This is a genomic window from Trebonia sp. (assembly GCF_030042015.1).
GTDB lineage: Bacteria > Actinomycetota > Actinomycetes > Streptosporangiales > Streptosporangiaceae > Trebonia.
Map to the genome: position 1 here is coordinate 1 of NZ_JASIAL010000074.1, position 17150 is coordinate 17150.

Consider the following 17150-nt stretch of genomic DNA (forward strand, 5'->3'; position numbering starts at 1 on the left):
GGCGCCGGTGACCGCGCAGCCGCCTCCCGAGCCGGTGCCGGGCCTGGTCATCGTGTACGAGGACGACGACATCGTGGTCGTGGACAAGCCGCCGGGCGTCGCGGCTCATCCGACGCCCGGCTGGAACGGCCCGACCGTGCTGCAGGGCCTGCTTGCCGGCGGCCACACGATCGCCACCAGCGGCGCGGCCGAGCGCCAGGGCATCGTGCACCGGCTCGACGCGACCACGTCGGGGCTGATGGTGGTGGCCAAGAGCGAGCGCGCGTACAGCGCGCTGAAGCGGGCGTTCCGGGAACGCGAGGTCGACAAGATCTACCACGCACTGGTGCAGGGACACCCGGATCCGCTGCGCGGCACGGTGGACGCGCCGATCGCCAGGCACCCGTCCGGCGACGGCAGGTTCGCCGTCGTCGCCGGCGGGCGGCCGAGCGTCACCCACTACGACACGATCGAGGCGTTCCGCGCGGCCAGCCTGGTGGCGATCGGCCTGGAAACCGGGCGCACGCACCAGATCCGGGTGCACATGGCCGCGGTGCGCCACCCGTGCTGCGGCGACCTGCTGTACGGCGCGGACCCGGTGCTCGCGGCGCGGCTGGGGCTGACCAGGCAGTGGCTGCACGCGGTCGGCCTGTCGTTCGCGCACCCGGCCGACGGCCGGGAGGTCTCGTTCGCCAGCCCGTACGCCGGCGATCTCACGCGCGCCCTGGACGTCCTGCGGGCGGAGAGCTGAGCATCCGCGCGCGCCTGCACCGCCATGTCGGCTGATGGCGGGATGATAGTCAGGTGACGGTATTGCCCAGCGTCGAGGTCGGCGCTACATGGCGGTGCGTTGACCTGCATCTGCATACCCCGGGTGTGCCGAGCTTCGCCTTGCCGCCAGGAGTTGACATCCACAGCGCCGCTGATCGGGACCGGGTTGCCGGCGAATACGTGCAGAGGCTTGTCGACGCTCGCATCGATGTGGCAGCTATCACGGACTACCAGGGGGTGCGCCCCGCATGGTTCAATCCGATCCGTGACCGTGCTGAGCGGGCGGGGATTGTCATACTGCCTGGTGCCGAGCTATCAGTCGGGCCTGGTGCCGGTCGGGGCTTGCATCTGCTGCTGGTGTGCGATCCGGACATGGAACCCGCGCGAATCGCAGAGGCGATTCGTTACCAGGGTGCCGGCCCGGCTGCGCTTTACGCCGGCGACGTGCGCGCTGCGCATCAGGACGTGAGCCTCCGCGGGTCATTGAAAGACGCGCTCAGGAGCTTGCGCGAGCAGTTGGGGTGCGTGGTCATCGCCGCCCATGCCTTGGAGGACAACGGTCTGCTGAAAGTTCTCGGGGCGGAGCATGCTGCGGAATTGATCCGGGATGGGTTGATCGACGCCATCGACCACTGCGAGAGCGCCCGCGAGAGGCTGAGATCGACTGGACTGCTTACGCGGGAGCAACTGGACTCCATTGCCTGCACCCTCAGCGGCGACCCCAAGAGCATCGATGACCTTGGCGCGAAGACCCTGAGTGACGGTCGTCGGCGTCTCACGTGGATCAAACTGAGCAGAGTCGACGCCGGAGCGCTCAAGCTGGCGTTGCACGACCCGCAGACGCGGGTGCTCACTAGGCCGCCGGAACGCGTGCATCATCCCAGAATCTGCGCCATGGCGGTAGAAGGCGGGTTCCTTGACCAACTGAAGCTGCGTTTCAGCGACGATCTGACTACGCTCATCGGCGGGCGCGGAGCAGGCAAGTCAGCAATCCTCGAAACGCTGCGCTATGGGCTGGGCGGTGATCCCTTCACCGACCAAACCGAGCGCATGTCGCTGATCAGCAATGCACTGAGAAGCGGCGGTCAGGTCCGGCTGGTGATTGAGCGCCCTGGGGCTGAGGAGCAGCGGTACGAGGTTACCCGAGTTCTCGGCCAACGGCCGAGAGTCACGGACTTGAAGACCAGTACGGCGCTAGACGTGCCGCCCATGGAACTCTTCGGACCGGGTGGGTCACCGGTCATCCTGCTGCAGCGGGAGATTCAGGCGGTCTCGCGGGACGATAGTTTCCGTCGGCGGCTCCTCGACGAGATCATCGGTGACGAGGCACGATCCGCTGACGCGGCAGTTCGGCGATTGGTCGAGGAGTTGCAACGCAACGCTAGGGCGATTGAGGAACTGGATCGCCAACTGGCCAGGCGAGACGAGTACGCGGACCAGCTGAACAAGCTCAACGTGGATATCGCGTACTACGAGCAGCAGGGCGTCGCGGAGAAGCTGGAAAGGCACTCCAGGCTCGGTTCTGACAACGCTCGGCTCGATACTGCGTCACAGAGCATCAGGCGCGCGCGGCGAGATTTCTCGGAGAGCGCCAACGCGCTTGATGATGGTCTCACCGAGGCGCAGGGCGTACTTCTAGGAGCCACTAGTGAGCATTCCTCTGCCTTGAAAGAGCTGGCCGACGAGATAGCGTCCGCTCACGGCCGGCTTACGTCGGCTACGAACACTGTCCTTAGCGAACTAGCGGCTTTGCTGCTGCGCGCTGACGCGGCGCGAGAGCAGTGGCCGACTCTGGTCGCAGGGCTTGAGGAAGACCTCAGGCGCGTCCAGCGTGAACTCGGGTCGGGTCCCATGGACGCCAAACGTTATGTGGATTCGGTCAGCCAGCGAACCGCGCTCCAGCCGATTGTCGCCGGGATGACGCGCATTGAGGAGGAGAAGGAACGGCTGACGGACGTTCGGGAAGACCTGCTTCGGCGGCTGCAAGATCAGCGTCGTCGCGGGTTTGGCTTGCGACGGGATGCTGCCGAGGAAGTGAACCGCGTCCTTAGCGGCAAGCTGCGGATGAACGTTGCGTATCTGGGCGACACCGTGGGATTCGAGTCCCAGATGGTGGCCGTCCTCAGAGGGTCGCGAGTCACGGCTGACGCGGCGCACATGATCGCGTCGGCGCCAGGCGTCGATGGTGTGGAACTGGCGCACGCGGTGCGCCAGGGGCCGGTAGCGGTGACTAAACGCTTTCAGGTATCAGAAACCATGGCGAACCGCCTGGTCAGCTGGCTAGCGGAGGATGCTGCGCGAGCGCGTGAAGTTGAGGTGCTTGCACCGGAAGACAGGGTGACGATCGCGCTGAGGGTTGACGATGGGAGTATTCGTGATCTCGCCGAACTGTCTAGCGGGCAGAAGGCCACCGCACTGCTGCTGCTGCTTTTCGCTCAGGGTAGACGGCCCCTGGTGCTAGACCAGCCCGAGGATGATCTCGACAACAGGTTCGTCTACGACGACGTCGTGACGCTCTTGCGGGCGGAAAAAGGGGTTACCGATCCAGCGCGTCGCAGGCAGATCATCATCGCCACGCACAACGCGAACATCCCCGTTAACGGGGACGCAGAGCTGGTGCTAAGCCTTGCTGACGAGGGCGGCAGGTGTGAGGTGCGGACTAGGGCGTCCATCGATGACGCGGTAGTTCGCCGGGAGATCAGAACGGTGCTTGAAGGCGGCGCCGAGGCGTTCCGTCGGCGCGCCGAGAAGTACGGGGGACTCGATGACACCCGGTGAGCTGAGAGAGCGCATTCTCCGGTGGGAGGATCCGCACACGGAGTTCAAGCGAGAGCTAGGAAATACTGGCGACCTGGCAAGGGACCTGGTTTGCTTCGCGAACAGCGACGGCGGCCAGATCATCGTTGGAGTAGACGACGGCCGCAATGTAATGGGCGTGCCGGACACTGACGACCTGATGCTCAAGGTGGACAACGTCGCATTCAACCTTTGCTCGCCGCCCGTCACTGTCGTTCCCGAGATCTTGGACCTCGACGGATCCGCAGTCGTCGTCCTCAACGTCCCGAAAGGCGATCAGCGGCCATACGGAACCAACGATGGCCGGTACTACGTCCGGTCGGGAGCGCGCTGCCGTCGTGCGAGCCGTGAGGAGCTGTTGCGCCTCTTCCAGGCATCGCGGTCCTTGTTCTATGACGAACAACCGCTCCCGCAACTTGGGCTATCCGCCCTTGACCTTGATGCGGTGAGGCTGCATCTCGAGCGTACCGATCAGCAGGAACTAGGCGATGATCTGCCGCGCCTGCTCCGGGCATGGGGACTTTACGAAGAGGGTCACCCGACCGTCGGCGGCGCGGTGGTTTTCGGGCGGAATCCGCAGGCCGTGCTCCAGTCATCGGCGGTCGTGGTGGGTGCTCTCCCAGGCTATGACATCGGTGATGACTTCTTGGATCGGAAAGACCTCTCCGGACACCTCTTTCGTATTATCGACCAGATAGAAGGATTCCTTCGGCTGCACTTGCGTACACGGCACGAGATCGTCGGCTTCGAACCGGAGAAGCGTGAAGAGATACCGATGGCGGCGCTGCGTGAGGCCGCAGTGAATGCTCTTGTGCATCGTGACTACACCATCCCGGGACCCGTTCGGATCTTTGTGCTCGCTGACCGCGTCGAGGTAAGGTCGCCCGGTCGCCCGCCGAACAGCGTGGACGCCGAAGCGATGCGGGCAGGTGTCCATGTGCCGCGCAACCCCCACATCTACTCGCGGGTCGCTGCCGCTCAGCTGGCGACAAGGGCAGGCACTGGAATCGCCCGGATCTCCCGGCTACTTCGTGAGCACTCCGGGCAAAGTCTCGGAATCGGGATCAGCGAGGCGCAGGTCGTGCTGACCTTGCCGCGTGCCTCAAGGGATCAATGATCGCGATGGAGATCGTCCAGCACCTTTCCGCCCTCGTACGCGACGGCGCGCCGCTCGCGGACGGGGCGACCGTCGCCTGGCTGGCGGCCGCCGCCCCGGCCTGCCCGAGAGCGCAGGTGCGTTCCCTGATCGCAGCCGCCCCGGCGCGCCCCCCGGCCAGTGCCGGCCAGAACCGATAAGGTATGAAACACCGGGCTGGCGCACTGACCGCGAGGACGCGGCACACGGGTCCGCCGCCACTGGCGGGTCCGCGTCCGTGGTCACGGCGCCGGCCGCCTTCCCCCGGTTTACGGTAGTGGTCACCGCGCCGCGAGCAACGCGCGGCGGCGCGGCAGCGTGCCTAGAGGAGGCGGTTGGTTCCATGGCGGCGTCCGCGGCGACCCGAACCGGTGACGAGAGCACCAACGTGCCGTACGCCCACCTGCACGTGCATACCGAGTACTCCATGCTCGACGGCGCCGCCCGGCTGAAGGAACTCTTCAAGGAGGTCGCCGCCCTCGGCATGACGCACGTGGCGATGACCGACCACGGCAACATGTTCGGCGCCGCCGAGTTCCACAGGCAGGCCAGGGAGGCCGGCATCACCCCGGTCATCGGCATCGAGGCCTACGTCGCCCCCGAGCGCAGGGATAACCCCAACCGGATCCTGTGGGGCCAGCCGCACCAGAAGAAGGACGACGTCTCCGCCTCCGGCGCGTACCTGCACAAGACGATCTGGGCGCGGAACAACGAAGGCCTGCACAACCTGTTCAAGCTGACCTCCCGCTCCTACGCGGAGGGGTGGCTGATCAAGTGGCCGCGGATGGACAGGGAGCTCATCGCCGAGCACGCGGCAGGCCTGATGGCCTCCACCGGCTGCCCGTCGGGCGAGATCCAGACCCGGCTGCGGCTCGGCCAGCAGGACGAGGCACTCAAGGCGGCGGCGACCTGGCAGGACATCTTCGGCAGGGAAAACTACTTCCTCGAGCTGATGGAGCACGACCTGGAGGTCGAGCGCCGGGTGCGCGACGGTCTGCTTGACATCGCCAGAAAGCTCGCGATCCCCCCGGTTGTCACCAACGACTCGCACTACACACGCGCAAGCGACGCGGAAAGCCACGACCTGCTGCTGTGCATCCAGACCGGGAAGACCCTCGCGGACGCCGACCGGTTCCGCCTCGACGGCGCCGGCTACTACATCAAGCCGGCCGGGGACATGTACCGGCTCGACAGCAGCGACTTCTGGCAGCAGGGCTGCCGGAACAGCCAGCTGCTGATCGCGGACCGGGTGGACGCGAGCGGCATGTTCGAATTCCGCAACCTGATGCCGACGTTCCCGATCCCCGACGGCTATGAGTCGCAGGACCAGCTGTTCGCCGACGAAGTCTGGGCGGGCATGCGCGAGCGCTACCCCAACGGCTATGACGACCAGCGAAAGCGCCAGGCCGAATACGAGATCCAGGTCATCTGCCAGATGGGGTTCCCTGCCTACTTCCTCGTCGTCGCCGACTTCATCAACTGGGCCAAGGGCAACGGCATCGCGGTGGGCCCGGGCCGGGGCAGCGCGGCGGGCTCCATCGTGTCCTACGCGATGGGCATCACCGACCTCGACCCGCTGGTCCACGGCCTGATCTTCGAGCGGTTCCTCAACCCCGAGCGCGTCTCGATGCCGGACATCGACATCGACTTCGACGAGCGCGGCCGCGCCGACGTGATCCGCTATGTCACCGGCAAGTGGGGCAGCGACAAGGTAGCGCAGATCATCACCTACGGCACGATCAAGGCCAAGGCCGCCATCAAGGACGCGACCCGGGTCCTCGGCTTCCCGTACGCCCTCGGCGACCGGATCACGAAGGCGTACCCGCCGGCCGTGCTCGGCAAGGACATGCCGCTGTCCGGGGTGTTCGACGAGTCGCACTCCCGGTACAAGGAAGCGGCGGAGATCCGCGCCCTTTACGACGCGGAGCCCGAGGTCAAGCAGGTCATCGACAAGGCGCGCGGCATCGAGGGGCTGATCAGGCAGCCGGGCGTGCACGCGGCCGGCGTGATCATGTCGTCCGAGCCGCTCACCGACCACATCCCGGTGTGGACGAGGAACACCGACGGGGCGGTGATCACGCAGTTCGACTACCCGACCTGCGAGGCCCTCGGCCTGCTGAAGATGGACTTCCTCGGCCTGCGGAACCTGACGATCATGTCCGACGCGGTCAGCGCGATCGAGAAGAACCGCGCGATCACGATCGACCTCCTCAGCCTCCCGCTGACCGACAAGCCCACCTACGACCTGCTCGCCCGCGGTGACACCCTGGGCGTGTTCCAGCTGGATGGCGGGCCGCTGCGCAGCCTGCTGCGGCTGATGAGGCCGGACAATTTCGAGGACATCTCCGCGGTCATCGCGCTGTACCGGCCCGGCCCCATGGGCGTGAACAGCCACACCAACTACGCGCTGCGCAAGAACGGCCAGCAGGAGATCACCCCGATCCACCCCGAACTCGAAGATCCGCTGAAGGAGATGCTCGAGCCGACCTTCGGCCTGATCATCTACCAGGAGCAGGTGCAAAAGGCCGCCCAGATCCTGGCCGGCTACTCACTCGGCCAGGCGGACCTGCTCAGAAGGGCCATGGGCAAGAAGAAGAAGGAGATCCTTGACAAGGAGTTCGTCCCGTTCCGGCAGGGCTGCCGGGAGCGCGGCTACTCCGACGCGGCGATCAAGACCGTGTGGGACGTGCTGGTCCCGTTCGCGGACTACGCGTTCAACAAGGCGCACTCCGCGGCCTACGGCCTGGTCTCCTACTGGACCGCCTACCTGAAGGCGAACTACCCGGCCGAGTACATGGCGGCCCTGCTCACGAGCGTCGGCGACGACAAGGACAAGTCCGCGCTCTACCTGAGCGAATGCCGCCGCATGGGGGTCAAGGTCCTGCCGCCCGACGTGAACGCCTCCGCCGCCACGTTCACCCCGGTCGGCGAGGACGTCCGGTTCGGCCTGGCCGCGATCCGCAACGTCGGCGCCAACGTGGTCGAGGCGATCATCGCCGCCCGCAGGTCCAAGGGCGGCTTCACCAGCTTCGCCGACTTCCTGCGCAAGGTCCCCGCCGTCGTGTGCAACAAGCGTGTCATAGAAAGCCTGGTCAAGGCCGGGGCCTTCGACTCGTTCGGGCACCCGCGCAAGGGCCTGACGCTCATCCACGAGCAGGCGGTCGACTCGGTCATCGACCTCAAGCGCAACGAGGCGATCGGCCAGGATTCGCTGTTCGGCGGCGACGCGGAGGCGGAGGCGGCGTTCGAGGTGGCGATCCCCGACGCCGAGTGGGACAAGAAGACGCGGCTGAACTTCGAGCGGGAGATGCTCGGCCTGTACGTGTCCGACCACCCGCTGCTCGGCCTTGAGCACGTGCTCGCCAAGGACAGCGACTGCTCGCTCGCCGAGCTGATGGCCGCGCCCGAGGACGGCGAGACGGGCACGGCCGCCGCCGCGCCTGGCGGCCGCGCCGAGGGCCAGGCAGGGATCGTCAAGGTCGGCGGCATCCTGTCCGGCGTGCAGCGCAAGGTGACCAAGCAGGGCAGCGCGTGGGCCGCCGCCACCCTGGAGGACCTCGGCGGCGCGATCGAGGTGCTGTTCTTCCCGCAGACCTACCAGCTGTACGCCACCGCGATCGCCGAGGACGCGATCGTGATCATCAAGGGCCGTGTCGACCGCCGCGACGACGTGCCGAAGCTCATCGCCATGGACATGACGGTCCCCGACCTCGCCACGGGTGACGACGCCCCTTTCGTCGTCTCGCTCCCGGTGACCCGCTGCGTGCCCCCGGTGGTCGAGCAGCTTCGTGAGGTGCTGCGCACCCACCCCGGCCCCACCGAGGTGCACCTGCGGCTGCGCGGCGGCCAGCGGACCACGGTGGTACGCCTCGATGACAAGCTGCGTGTCACCGCGTCCCCGGCCCTGCACGCCGATCTCAAGCAGCTCCTGGGCCCCGCCTGCGTGGCCAGTTAAAAGATCAAGACCGATTATCCCGAACGGACGCGTGGCGCCTGCCGCCACCGCCGCCGCTCCGCTTGTGGTGTATCGTCCCCCACTGTGACTGCTGACGACCGAATGTGGTCTCACATCAACCCCAACGTGCCGACGATCGCCCGCGTCTACGACTACTGGCTAGGCGGAAAGGACAACTTCGCCGTTGACAGGGAGCTCGCTGAGCGATTCGTCCAGGCGGACCCCATGGCGGTCGTCGGGGTGCGCAGCAACCGGGCGTTCCTGCGACGGGCGGTCCGCTTTCTCGCCGGGGACGCTGGGATCAGGCAGTTTCTCGACATCGGCACCGGGATCCCGACCGCGAACAACACGCACGAAGTGGCCCAGTCGATCGATCCGGCCTGCCGCGTCGTGTACGTGGACAACGACCCGATGGTGCTCGCGCATGCCCGCGCGCTGCTGACGTCCGTCACCGGGCCGACCGACTACGTCGACGCCGACGCGCGGGACACCGCGACGATCCTGGCCGGGGCGGCGGACACCCTGGACTTCGGCCGGCCGGTCGCCGTCATGCTGGTCGGGCTGCTGCACTGCATCCCGGACGCCGATGATCCCTACCGCGTCGTCGCCGACCTGATGGCGGCGGTCCCGCCGGGGAGCTACCTGGCGATCTCCCATCCGGCCTCCGACATTCACGCGGGCGCCATGGCTGAAGGCGCCGCGATGATGAACAAGGCGCTGCCCGTTCCTGTCACGTTCCGGCCGTACGAGCGGGTCGTGCCGTTCTTCGACGGCCTGGAACTGCTCGAGCCGGGCGTGGTGCCCACGACGCAGTGGCGTCCCGATCCGGGCGCCGACACCACGCCGCTGCCCGGCTGGGTCGGCGTCGCCCGCAAGGCCGCGGCGCCCGCGTCCCCGGCTGCCGCCTGAGCGTCAGGGCCGGCAGATCTGGTTGAACAGCGCCCGGTAGCGCTGCATCACGAGCCGCAGCTGCTCGGTGTCCGTGGCGTCGGCGCGGTCCGCGCCGTCGTCCCACATCTCGCGCAGCCGCTTTTGCCGCTGCCGCAGCGCGCCGGCGAGCGCCTGCGCCGTGTGCTCGACGAAGGCGGCGGCGTCCGTCACGGCCGCGCGCGGGTCGTCAACGAAACCGGTCTGCAGGCGCTGCCAGGTGGCACGCAGGGCGGCGGCATCGGCGAGCAGGGGGCCGTCCGCGCCGTCGGCCCGAGGCCCTGCCGGGCCTGTGTCCGCTGCCGGGCCTGCGGCGCCGGGGTCGCCGGGCGGCGGCTGGCTGATCTCCAGGCTCACTTGGCTCACTCCCTCCCCGCTCCCCGGGCCGCCGGGGCGGCCGCCCCCTGGGTCGCCGTCCCCCGTTCCGCCGCGGCCGCGCTACCCGGGATGACCGCCCGGGTAGCGCCGTCCGCCGGGGCCGGGGCCGGACCGAGCAGTTCGCGGAACAGCGCCCGGTAAGCGAGCAGCGCCTGCCTGAGCTCCTCGGTCGGCGCCCGGCCGCCCCGCTCGGACGTCTGCCGCGCCCGCCGGTACCCCTCGAGCCGGCGGGCGTGGTGCACCGACAGGTCGGTCAGCAGCTGCGCCTGGTCCGCCGCCGGATAACCGCGCTCCGCCGCGACCGCGCTGACCAGTGCCGCCGCGGCCCCGGTCGCCTGCGCCGGGCTGTCCACGAACCGTTCCTGCGCCGAGACCCACTCCCCGGCATACCGTGCGCGCTGCGCAGCGGTGAGCGGGCGGATCCCCAGCCGGTCGACCCGGCGGCGCCGCTCAGTGAGCTCGGCGTGCGCGCGCCGCGGGCCGGCCTCGCGGACCAGCCGGTCGTACTCGGGTCCGAACTGGTGTCGCAGCGCCAGCACGCGGACCACCAGCGCTGCCACGAGGGTGACCGCGACCGCGACGAGGATGAAAGCGACCACTAGGCCGATGATGGCGCCAACGGGCATGCTCACCTCCAGGGCAACGGCATGGCGCCCGTCCCCTGCCCGTGATATCGCCATCCAAACCGCGTGCACTGCGCCGCGGCGCATACGATCTTGCGGGAAGCGAGGTGGAATGACGCGGATGGGTGTTCCAGTGCAGCCCGGCCGGCACGGCAGGCGCCCGGCGGCCTTCAGGGCCATCGCCGGCTTCGCGCTGGCGGTCGCGGGCAGCTCGGCGCTCGGGCTGGTCGCCGGGCTGATCTGGGGAGAGGCCGCCCCGCGGGCCGTGCTCCAGGAAATCGCCACAGGGACGGCGGAGCTGGTCAACGAGGAGACATCGGCGTTCATCGGCGCCGACGCCCTGTTCTGCGTGATCGCCGCGGTCGCCGGGCTGATCACCGGCGTGGTCGGCTACCGGTTCCTCATGGCGCGAGCCGGCTCGGGCGCCCGGGCCGCCGCCGCGGCCGGGCTCATCCTCGGCGCGGTGGCTGGCGCTTTGGTCATGCTCTGGCTCGGCGGGCAGATCGGCCTGTCGGGCTACAACCACCAGCTGGCGTTCAGCGCCGACGGCACGCTGTTCCCGGCCTCGCTCACGCTCGGCGCCAAGAGCGCGCTCGCCTTCTGGCCGATGTTCACCGCGATCGTCATCGTGGTCGCCGAGTGGGGAACCCGCCACCAGGACAGCCCGCCCGAGCCGCTGCCCGGGTACGCGCAGCCACCCGAGTAACCCCCGGGGCCCCCGGGCCCCGCGGGCCCCGCGGCGGATGTCCAGCATGCGGACGGATCAGCGGCCCGCCAGGCGCCCTCCGTAGACTGGGCCCGTGACTTCGGACATCGGGAACAGCCCCGTGACCACTATGCTCGACCTGCGCGGCCGCGACGCGGCCGGACTGACGCGGCCGGCGCTTGAGGGCATGCTGCCGCGCGCCGCCCTCGACGTGGCGCACGCGGTCGAGCTGGTCCGTCCGGTGTGCGAGGACGTCCGTGTCCGGGGCGGCGCGGCGATCCGCGAGTACACCGCCCGCTTCGACGGCGTCGACCTTGACCGCACGAGGGTGCCGCCGCAGGCGCTTGCGCACGCGCTGGCGACCCTGGACCCGGCGGTGCGCGACGCGCTGACCGAGGCGGCCCGCCGGGCCCGCGTGGTGCACGAGGCGCAGCTGCCGCATCGCGCGGACACCGCGCCGGCGCCTGGCCTGTCCGTGTCCACCCGGTTCGTCCCTGTGCGGCGGGCGGGCGTCTACGTGCCCGGCGGGCTGGTCGCCTACCCGTCGTCGGTGGTGATGAACGTGGTGCCCGCCCAGGCCGCGGGCGTCGACTCGATCGCGGTGGCGAGCCCGCCGCAGCAGGAGTTCGGCGGGCTGCCGCATCCCGCGGTGCTCGCCGCGTGCGCGCTGCTCGGCGTCACGGAGGTGCATGCCGTCGGCGGCGCGCAGGCGCTTGCCATGTTCGCCTACGGCACCGCCGAGTGCGCGCCCGCCGACGTGATCACCGGCCCTGGCAACGTCTACGTCGCCGCCGCCAAGCGCGTCCTGCAGGGCCGGGTCGGCACCGACGGCGAGAACGGGCCCACCGAGATCGCCGTCATCGCCGACCACACCGCCGACCCCGCCTTCGTCGCCGCCGACCTGATCGGGCAGGCCGAACACGACGAGCTCGCCGCCTGCCTGCTGATCACCACCGACCCGGGCCTGCCCGCGCGGGTCGACGAAGAGCTGGCACGCCAGATCCCGGCCACGAAGCACCGCGCGCGGGTCCAGGCCGCGCTGCGCGGCCAGGCCGGCTACGTCCTGGTCGACGGCATCGAGGCCGCGCTCGCGGTCGCCGACGCCTGGGCGCCCGAGCACCTGGAGGTGCAGACGCGGGACGCCGCCAAGGTCGCCGCGAAAGTCCGCAGCGCGGGCGCGATCTTCGTGGGCCCGTACTCGCCTGTGTCGCTCGGGGACTACCTGGCCGGGTCCAACCACGTGCTCCCCACCGGCGGCACCGCGCGGCACACCAGCGGCCTGTCGGTCTACCCGTACCTGAAGGTCGTCAACGTGATCGAGTGCGACCGCGACTCGCTCGCCGCGGCCGCGCCCCAGGTCGACGCCCTCGGCGGCGCCGAGGACCTGGCCGCCCACGTAGCAGCGGTCCGCGTCCGCGTGCCCAGCACCGGGGGAAGCAGTGACTGAAGTTCCGCAGTCGCAGACACCCCGGAGGCAAGTGCGCCGTCAAGGCGCAGCCGGGGGGTCCGGGGGGTCGTCCCCCCGGGCCAGCACAGCGGCACTGCCCGTTCGGGATGATCTGAAGGACCTGCACCCCTACGGTGCCCCGCAGCTTGACGTGCCCGTCCGGCTGAACACCAACGAGAACCCTTACCCGCCAAGCCAGACGCTGCGCGACGCGGTCGCCGCCGCGGTCGCCGCGGTCGCGGGCACGCTCAACCGCTATCCCGACCGCGACGCGCTGGACCTGCGCAAGGACCTCGCCGACTACCTGGGCCACGACCTCACCGCCCGGCAGGTGTGGGCCGCCAACGGCTCGAACGAGATCATCCAGCAGCTCCTGCAGGCGTTCGGCGGGCCGCACCGCACCGCGCTCGGCTTCGAGCCGTCCTACTCGATGCACCCGCTGATCGCCAGGGTCACCTGCACGCAGTGGCTCGCCGGCACCCGCGACCCCGATTACGGCCTGTCCACCGCCCCCGGGCAGGTGCGCGCGGCGCGGCCGGACGTCGTCTTCGTCACCTCGCCGAACAACCCAACCGGCACCTCCGTCCCGCTCGAGCTCATCGCGGCGGTCTACGCCGCCGCTCCAGGGATCGTCGTGGTCGACGAGGCGTACGCGGAGTTCAGCCGCGACGGCACGCCGAGCGCGCTGACCCTGCTGCCGGGACGGCCGCGCCTTGTCGTCACCCGCACGATGTCCAAGGCGTTCGCCGCGGCGGGCACCCGCCTCGGCTACCTGGCGGCCGACCCCGCCGTCATCGAGGTGCTGCTCACCGTCCGGCTGCCCTACCATCTGTCCACGGTCACCCAGGCGGTCGCCCGCGCCGCCATCGCGCACAGGCAAGAGCCACTCGCCACCGTCGAGGCGCTGCGCCGCGGCCGCGACGAACTCGTCGGCTGGCTGCGCGGGCACGGGCTGGCGGTCGCCGACAGCGACGCGAACTTCGTGCTGTTCGGGGTGTTCGGCGACAGGGACCGGGTCTGGCAGGGCCTGCTCGACCGGGGCGTGCTGATCAGGAACACCGGTCCGCAGGGCTGGCTGCGGGTTACGGTGGGGACGCCGGCGGAGACCGCCGCGTTCAAGGCGGCGCTGACGGAGGTGCTGTGCCTATGACGTTCGTTCCCGGCGCCCGCGTGGGCCGCGTGACGCGGGAGACCAAGGAAACCCGGCTTCTCGTCGAGCTTGACCTCGACGGGCCCGGGCCGGTCGAGGTGGAGACCGGCGTGCCGTTCTTCGACCACATGCTCGCCCAGCTCGGCAAGCACGGCTGCCTCGGGCTGACCGTGCGGGCCAAGGGGGACATCGAGGTCGACGCGCACCACACGGTGGAGGACACGTCGATCGCGCTCGGCCAGGCGCTGCGCGAGGCGCTTGGCGACAAATCCGGCATATCCCGGTTCGGTGACGCGCTCGTCCCGCTCGACGAGACGCTCGTCCGCGCCGCCGTGGACCTGTCCGGGCGGCCCTACGTGGTGCACACCGAGCCGGACGGCATGTCGCCGCTCATCGGCACCTATGACACCACGCTGACCAGGCATGTCTGGGAGTCGCTGGCGTTCAGCGCCGGGATCTGCCTGCACGTGCACGTGCTGTCCGGCCGCAACCCGCACCACATCGTCGAGGCCCAGTTCAAGGCCGTCGCCCGGGCGCTGCGCGCGGCGGCGGAGCCGGACCCGCGGGCCAGTGGCGTGCCGTCGACCAAGGGCGTGCTGTGAGCCGCGACGTCGTCGTCCTGGACTACGGGTCGGGGAACCTGCGGTCGGCCGAGCGGGCGGTGGCCCGGGCGGGCGCCACCGTCACGGTGACCGCGGATCCCGACGCGGCCCTGGACTGCGACGGGCTCGTCGTGCCGGGAGTCGGCGCGTTCGCGGCCTGCATGGCGGGGCTGCGCGGCGTCGGGGGGGACAAGCTGATCGCGGCGCGGATCGAGGCCGGCCGGCCGGTGCTTGGCATCTGCGTCGGCATGCAGGTGCTGTTCGCGGCGGGCGTCGAGCACGGCCTGCGCACCGGAGGATGCGGGGTCTGGCCGGGCACGGTCGAGCGGCTCGACGCGCCCGTGCTGCCGCACATGGGGTGGAACACCGTGGCCGTGGCGCCGGGTTCGGTCTTGTTCCGCGGCATCCCGGAAGGCACCAGGTTCTACTTCGTGCACTCCTATGCGCTGCGGATGGCCGACGCCGGGCCGCTGACCCGCGCCGGGGGACTGGTCACGATCGCCGAGCACGGCGAGCCGTTCGCCGCCGCGGTCGAGCACGGCGCGGTGTCCGCGACCCAGTTCCACCCGGAGAAGTCCGGTGACGCCGGCGCCCTCGTGCTCGCCAACTGGCTGGAGACGCTATGAGTACCCTGACGTTGCTGCCCGCCGTCGACGTGGCGGACGGCCAGGCGGTCCGGCTTGTGCAGGGCGCCGCGGGCACCGAGACCTGCTACGGGGATCCCGTGCTGGCCGCGCGCACCTGGCAGCGGGCGGGCGCGTCGTGGATTCACCTCGTCGACCTGGACGCGGCGTTCGGCCGCGGCTCGAACGCCGAACTGCTCGCGCAGGTCGTCGGCGCGCTGGACGTCAACGTGGAGATGTCAGGGGGGATCCGCGACGATGCCTCGCTCGAGCGCGCGCTGGCCACCGGCTGCGCCCGGGTGAACATCGGCACCGCGGCGCTGGAAAAGCCCGACTGGGTGCGCGGCGCGATCGAGCGGCACGGCGACAAGATCGCGGTCGGGCTCGACGTGCGCGGCACCACGCTGGCGGCCCGCGGCTGGACAGCCGAGGGCGGCGAGCTGTACGCGACGCTGGAGCGGCTGGACGCGGCGGGCTGCGCCCGCTACGTGGTGACCGACGTGCGACGCGACGGCACGCTGAGCGGACCCAACCTGGACCTGCTGCGCGGAGTCTGCGCGCGGACGACGGCCCCCGTCATCGCCAGCGGGGGAGTGTCGTCGCTTGCCGACCTGCGGGACCTGGCGTCGCTCGTGCCGCTCGGCGTCGAGGGCGCCATCGTCGGCAAGGCCCTGTACGCTGGCGCGTTCACCCTGCACGAGGCGCTCGCCGAAGTCGCGTCGGCCGCGTCCGCGAACGCAGGCGCGTCATGAGCCCGGCGCGGCGGCGGGTGTCGTCGGGCGTGCCGTTCGAGCAGGCGGTCGGGTACAGCAGGGCGGTCGCGGCCGGGGACTTCATCTTCGTCAGCGGCTGCACGTCGATCGCGGACGGCAAGGTCGTCCACGAGGGCGACATGACACGGCAGGCCGGGCAGGCGCTGCTCAACGTCGGCGCGGCGCTCGAGCAGCTTGGCGCCACGCTCGCCGACGTCGTGCGGACCCGGATCTACGTCACCGACATCTCCCGGTGGGCGGAGGTCGGCGAGGCGCACCGGCTGGCCTTCGCGGACGCGCCGCCCGCGACGACCATGGTGCAGGTGGCCGCGCTGATCGACCCGCGCATGCTCGTCGAGATCGAGGCGGTGGCGCACCGGGAGGGCGGCCCCGGCGAGGACGAGGCGGAGCCGGACGAGAGCGAGGTTCCCCCTGACGCGATCCGCCTGGACGAGCCGAGCGCGGACGACTCGATATGACCGTCGCGGTGCGGGTCATCCCCTGCCTGGACGTGGACGGCGGGCGGGTGGTGAAGGGGGTGAACTTCCGCGACCTGCGGGACGCGGGCGACCCGGTCGAGCTCGCCGCGCGCTACGACAAGGAAGGCGCCGACGAGCTGACGTTCCTGGACATCACCGCCTCAAGCGGCGGCCGGCAGACCATGTACGACGTCGTGCGGCGCACCGCCGGGCAGGTGTTCATCCCGCTCACCGCCGGCGGCGGCGTGCGCTCGTGCGCCGACGTGGACGCGCTGCTGCGGGCCGGGGCCGACAAGGTGTCGCTGAACACCGCCGCGATCGCCAGGCCGGAACTGCTCGCCGAGGCGGCCAGGCAATTCGGGTCACAGTGCGTGGTGCTTTCCGTGGACGCGCGCCGCGTGCTGCCTGGCGGCCAGCCGACCCCGAGCGGGTTCGAGGTGACCACGCACGGCGGGCGCACCGGCACCGGCGTCGACGCCGTGGACTGGGCACGCCGCGCGGTCATGCTCGGCGCCGGGGAGATCCTGCTGAACTCGATGGACGCCGACGGCACCGCGGCCGGGTTCGACCTTGAGCTGATCCGCCTGGTGCGCGCCGCCGTCACCGTCCCCGTGATCGCCAGCGGCGGCGCCGGCGCCCTCGCCCACTTCGCGCCCGCCGTCGAAGCCGGCGCCGACGCGGTGCTCGCCGCCAGCGTCTTCCACTTCGGCACGCTCCGCATCGGCCAGGTCAAGGAGGCGCTGCGCGCCGCCGGCCACCCGGTCCGCTGACGAGCCGCCACCGCGCGGTGGCCGTGCCTGGCCATTGCAGTGCCTGAAGTGAGGGCT

At 70.3% G+C, this 17150-nt stretch carries 16 protein-coding genes; 14 read left to right on the forward strand and 2 right to left on the reverse strand.

Annotation, left to right across the window (positions count from 1 at the left end; all coding sequences use genetic code 11):
* The 6 genes from Q1N79_RS03710 to Q1N79_RS03735 all read left to right on the forward strand — a co-directional run.
* On the forward strand, positions 1-730 hold a 730-nt coding region (locus tag Q1N79_RS03710; protein ID WP_300604361.1), incomplete at its 5' end, for an RluA family pseudouridine synthase.
* Between the two features lie 53 nt (positions 731-783).
* On the forward strand, positions 784-3528 hold the full coding sequence (locus Q1N79_RS03715) for a TrlF family AAA-like ATPase (protein WP_300604364.1): 2745 nt from the start codon (positions 784-786) through the stop codon (positions 3526-3528).
* Positions 3515-4663: an RNA-binding domain-containing protein gene (locus Q1N79_RS03720; RefSeq protein ID WP_300604367.1), complete on the forward strand. Its 1149-nt coding sequence runs from the start codon at positions 3515-3517 to the stop codon at positions 4661-4663. Before Q1N79_RS03715 ends, Q1N79_RS03720 begins: the two co-directional genes overlap by 14 nt.
* Before the next feature lie 5 nt (positions 4664-4668).
* Positions 4669-4842, forward strand: a complete 174-nt coding sequence (locus tag Q1N79_RS03725; protein ID WP_300604370.1) for a hypothetical protein — start codon at positions 4669-4671, stop codon at positions 4840-4842.
* A gap of 182 nt (positions 4843-5024) precedes the next feature.
* Positions 5025-8636 (forward strand): DNA polymerase III subunit alpha, encoded by a 3612-nt coding sequence (dnaE, locus tag Q1N79_RS03730; protein ID WP_300604374.1) that lies wholly within the window; start codon positions 5025-5027, stop codon positions 8634-8636.
* Between the two features lie 84 nt (positions 8637-8720).
* Positions 8721-9545 carry an SAM-dependent methyltransferase gene (locus tag Q1N79_RS03735; protein WP_300604377.1) on the forward strand — a complete coding sequence of 275 codons (825 nt, stop codon included), beginning with the start codon at positions 8721-8723 and terminating at the stop codon, positions 9543-9545.
* Between the two features lie 3 nt (positions 9546-9548).
* Here the strand turns inward: Q1N79_RS03735 and Q1N79_RS03740 are convergent, their stop codons facing one another.
* Positions 9549-9920, reverse strand: a complete 372-nt coding sequence (locus Q1N79_RS03740) for a hypothetical protein (RefSeq protein ID WP_300604380.1) — start codon at positions 9918-9920, stop codon at positions 9549-9551.
* Positions 9921-9925: 5 nt separating this feature from the next.
* Positions 9926-10567, reverse strand: coding sequence for a hypothetical protein (locus tag Q1N79_RS03745; RefSeq protein ID WP_300604383.1), 642 nt, complete (start codon positions 10565-10567; stop codon positions 9926-9928).
* A 118-nt stretch (positions 10568-10685) separates the two neighbouring features.
* On the opposite strand from Q1N79_RS03745, the gene Q1N79_RS03750 reads away from it, so the two are divergent.
* The 8 genes from Q1N79_RS03750 (at position 10686) to hisF (ending at position 17093) form a co-directional block, all read left to right on the forward strand.
* Entirely contained in the window at positions 10686-11270 is a 585-nt protein-coding gene (locus Q1N79_RS03750; protein ID WP_300604386.1) for a hypothetical protein, read from the forward strand.
* Between the two features lie 130 nt (positions 11271-11400).
* Positions 11401-12717 (forward strand): histidinol dehydrogenase, encoded by a 1317-nt coding sequence (gene hisD, locus Q1N79_RS03755; RefSeq protein WP_300604406.1) that lies wholly within the window; start codon positions 11401-11403, stop codon positions 12715-12717.
* A gap of 31 nt (positions 12718-12748) precedes the next feature.
* A complete protein-coding gene (locus tag Q1N79_RS03760) occupies positions 12749-13867 on the forward strand; it encodes a histidinol-phosphate transaminase (protein WP_300604409.1) in 1119 nt (372 codons plus the stop codon).
* The gene (hisB, locus tag Q1N79_RS03765; RefSeq protein WP_300604389.1) at positions 13864-14469 is read left to right on the forward strand and encodes an imidazoleglycerol-phosphate dehydratase HisB; all 606 of its coding nucleotides are present in this window, start codon (positions 13864-13866) and stop codon (positions 14467-14469) included. The genes Q1N79_RS03760 and hisB overlap by 4 nt, the downstream gene beginning before the upstream one ends.
* On the forward strand, positions 14466-15095 hold the full coding sequence (hisH, locus tag Q1N79_RS03770; protein ID WP_300604392.1) for an imidazole glycerol phosphate synthase subunit HisH: 630 nt from the start codon (positions 14466-14468) through the stop codon (positions 15093-15095). Before hisB ends, hisH begins: the two co-directional genes overlap by 4 nt.
* Positions 15092-15844: a bifunctional 1-(5-phosphoribosyl)-5-((5-phosphoribosylamino)methylideneamino)imidazole-4-carboxamide isomerase/phosphoribosylanthranilate isomerase PriA gene (priA, locus tag Q1N79_RS03775; RefSeq protein ID WP_300604395.1), complete on the forward strand. Its 753-nt coding sequence runs from the start codon at positions 15092-15094 to the stop codon at positions 15842-15844. Before hisH ends, priA begins: the two co-directional genes overlap by 4 nt.
* Positions 15841-16323, forward strand: a complete 483-nt coding sequence (locus tag Q1N79_RS03780) for a RidA family protein (RefSeq protein ID WP_300604399.1) — start codon at positions 15841-15843, stop codon at positions 16321-16323. The genes priA and Q1N79_RS03780 overlap by 4 nt, the downstream gene beginning before the upstream one ends.
* Positions 16320-17093, forward strand: a complete 774-nt coding sequence (gene hisF, locus Q1N79_RS03785; RefSeq protein WP_300604402.1) for an imidazole glycerol phosphate synthase subunit HisF — start codon at positions 16320-16322, stop codon at positions 17091-17093. The genes Q1N79_RS03780 and hisF overlap by 4 nt, the downstream gene beginning before the upstream one ends.
* The last annotated feature ends 57 nt before the right edge of the window (positions 17094-17150 follow it).

Bases quoted from the DNA above. Each gene is read 5' to 3' on its own strand.
- Q1N79_RS03745 (WP_300604383.1), bottom strand. From the start codon at position 10,567: ATGCCCGTTGGCGCCATCATCGGCCTAGTGGTCGCTTTCATCCTCGTC.
- hisB (WP_300604389.1), top strand. From the start codon at position 13,864: ATGACGTTCGTTCCCGGCGCCCGCGTGGGCCGCGTGACGCGGGAGACC.
- Q1N79_RS03720 (WP_300604367.1), top strand. From the start codon at position 3,515: ATGACACCCGGTGAGCTGAGAGAGCGCATTCTCCGGTGGGAGGATCCG.
- hisF (WP_300604402.1), top strand. From the start codon at position 16,320: ATGACCGTCGCGGTGCGGGTCATCCCCTGCCTGGACGTGGACGGCGGG.
- priA (WP_300604395.1), top strand. From the start codon at position 15,092: ATGAGTACCCTGACGTTGCTGCCCGCCGTCGACGTGGCGGACGGCCAG.
- hisD (WP_300604406.1), top strand. From the start codon at position 11,401: ATGCTCGACCTGCGCGGCCGCGACGCGGCCGGACTGACGCGGCCGGCG.
- dnaE (WP_300604374.1), top strand. From the start codon at position 5,025: ATGGCGGCGTCCGCGGCGACCCGAACCGGTGACGAGAGCACCAACGTG.
- Q1N79_RS03750 (WP_300604386.1), top strand. From the start codon at position 10,686: ATGGGTGTTCCAGTGCAGCCCGGCCGGCACGGCAGGCGCCCGGCGGCC.
- Q1N79_RS03780 (WP_300604399.1), top strand. From the start codon at position 15,841: ATGAGCCCGGCGCGGCGGCGGGTGTCGTCGGGCGTGCCGTTCGAGCAG.
- Q1N79_RS03725 (WP_300604370.1), top strand. From the start codon at position 4,669: ATGGAGATCGTCCAGCACCTTTCCGCCCTCGTACGCGACGGCGCGCCG.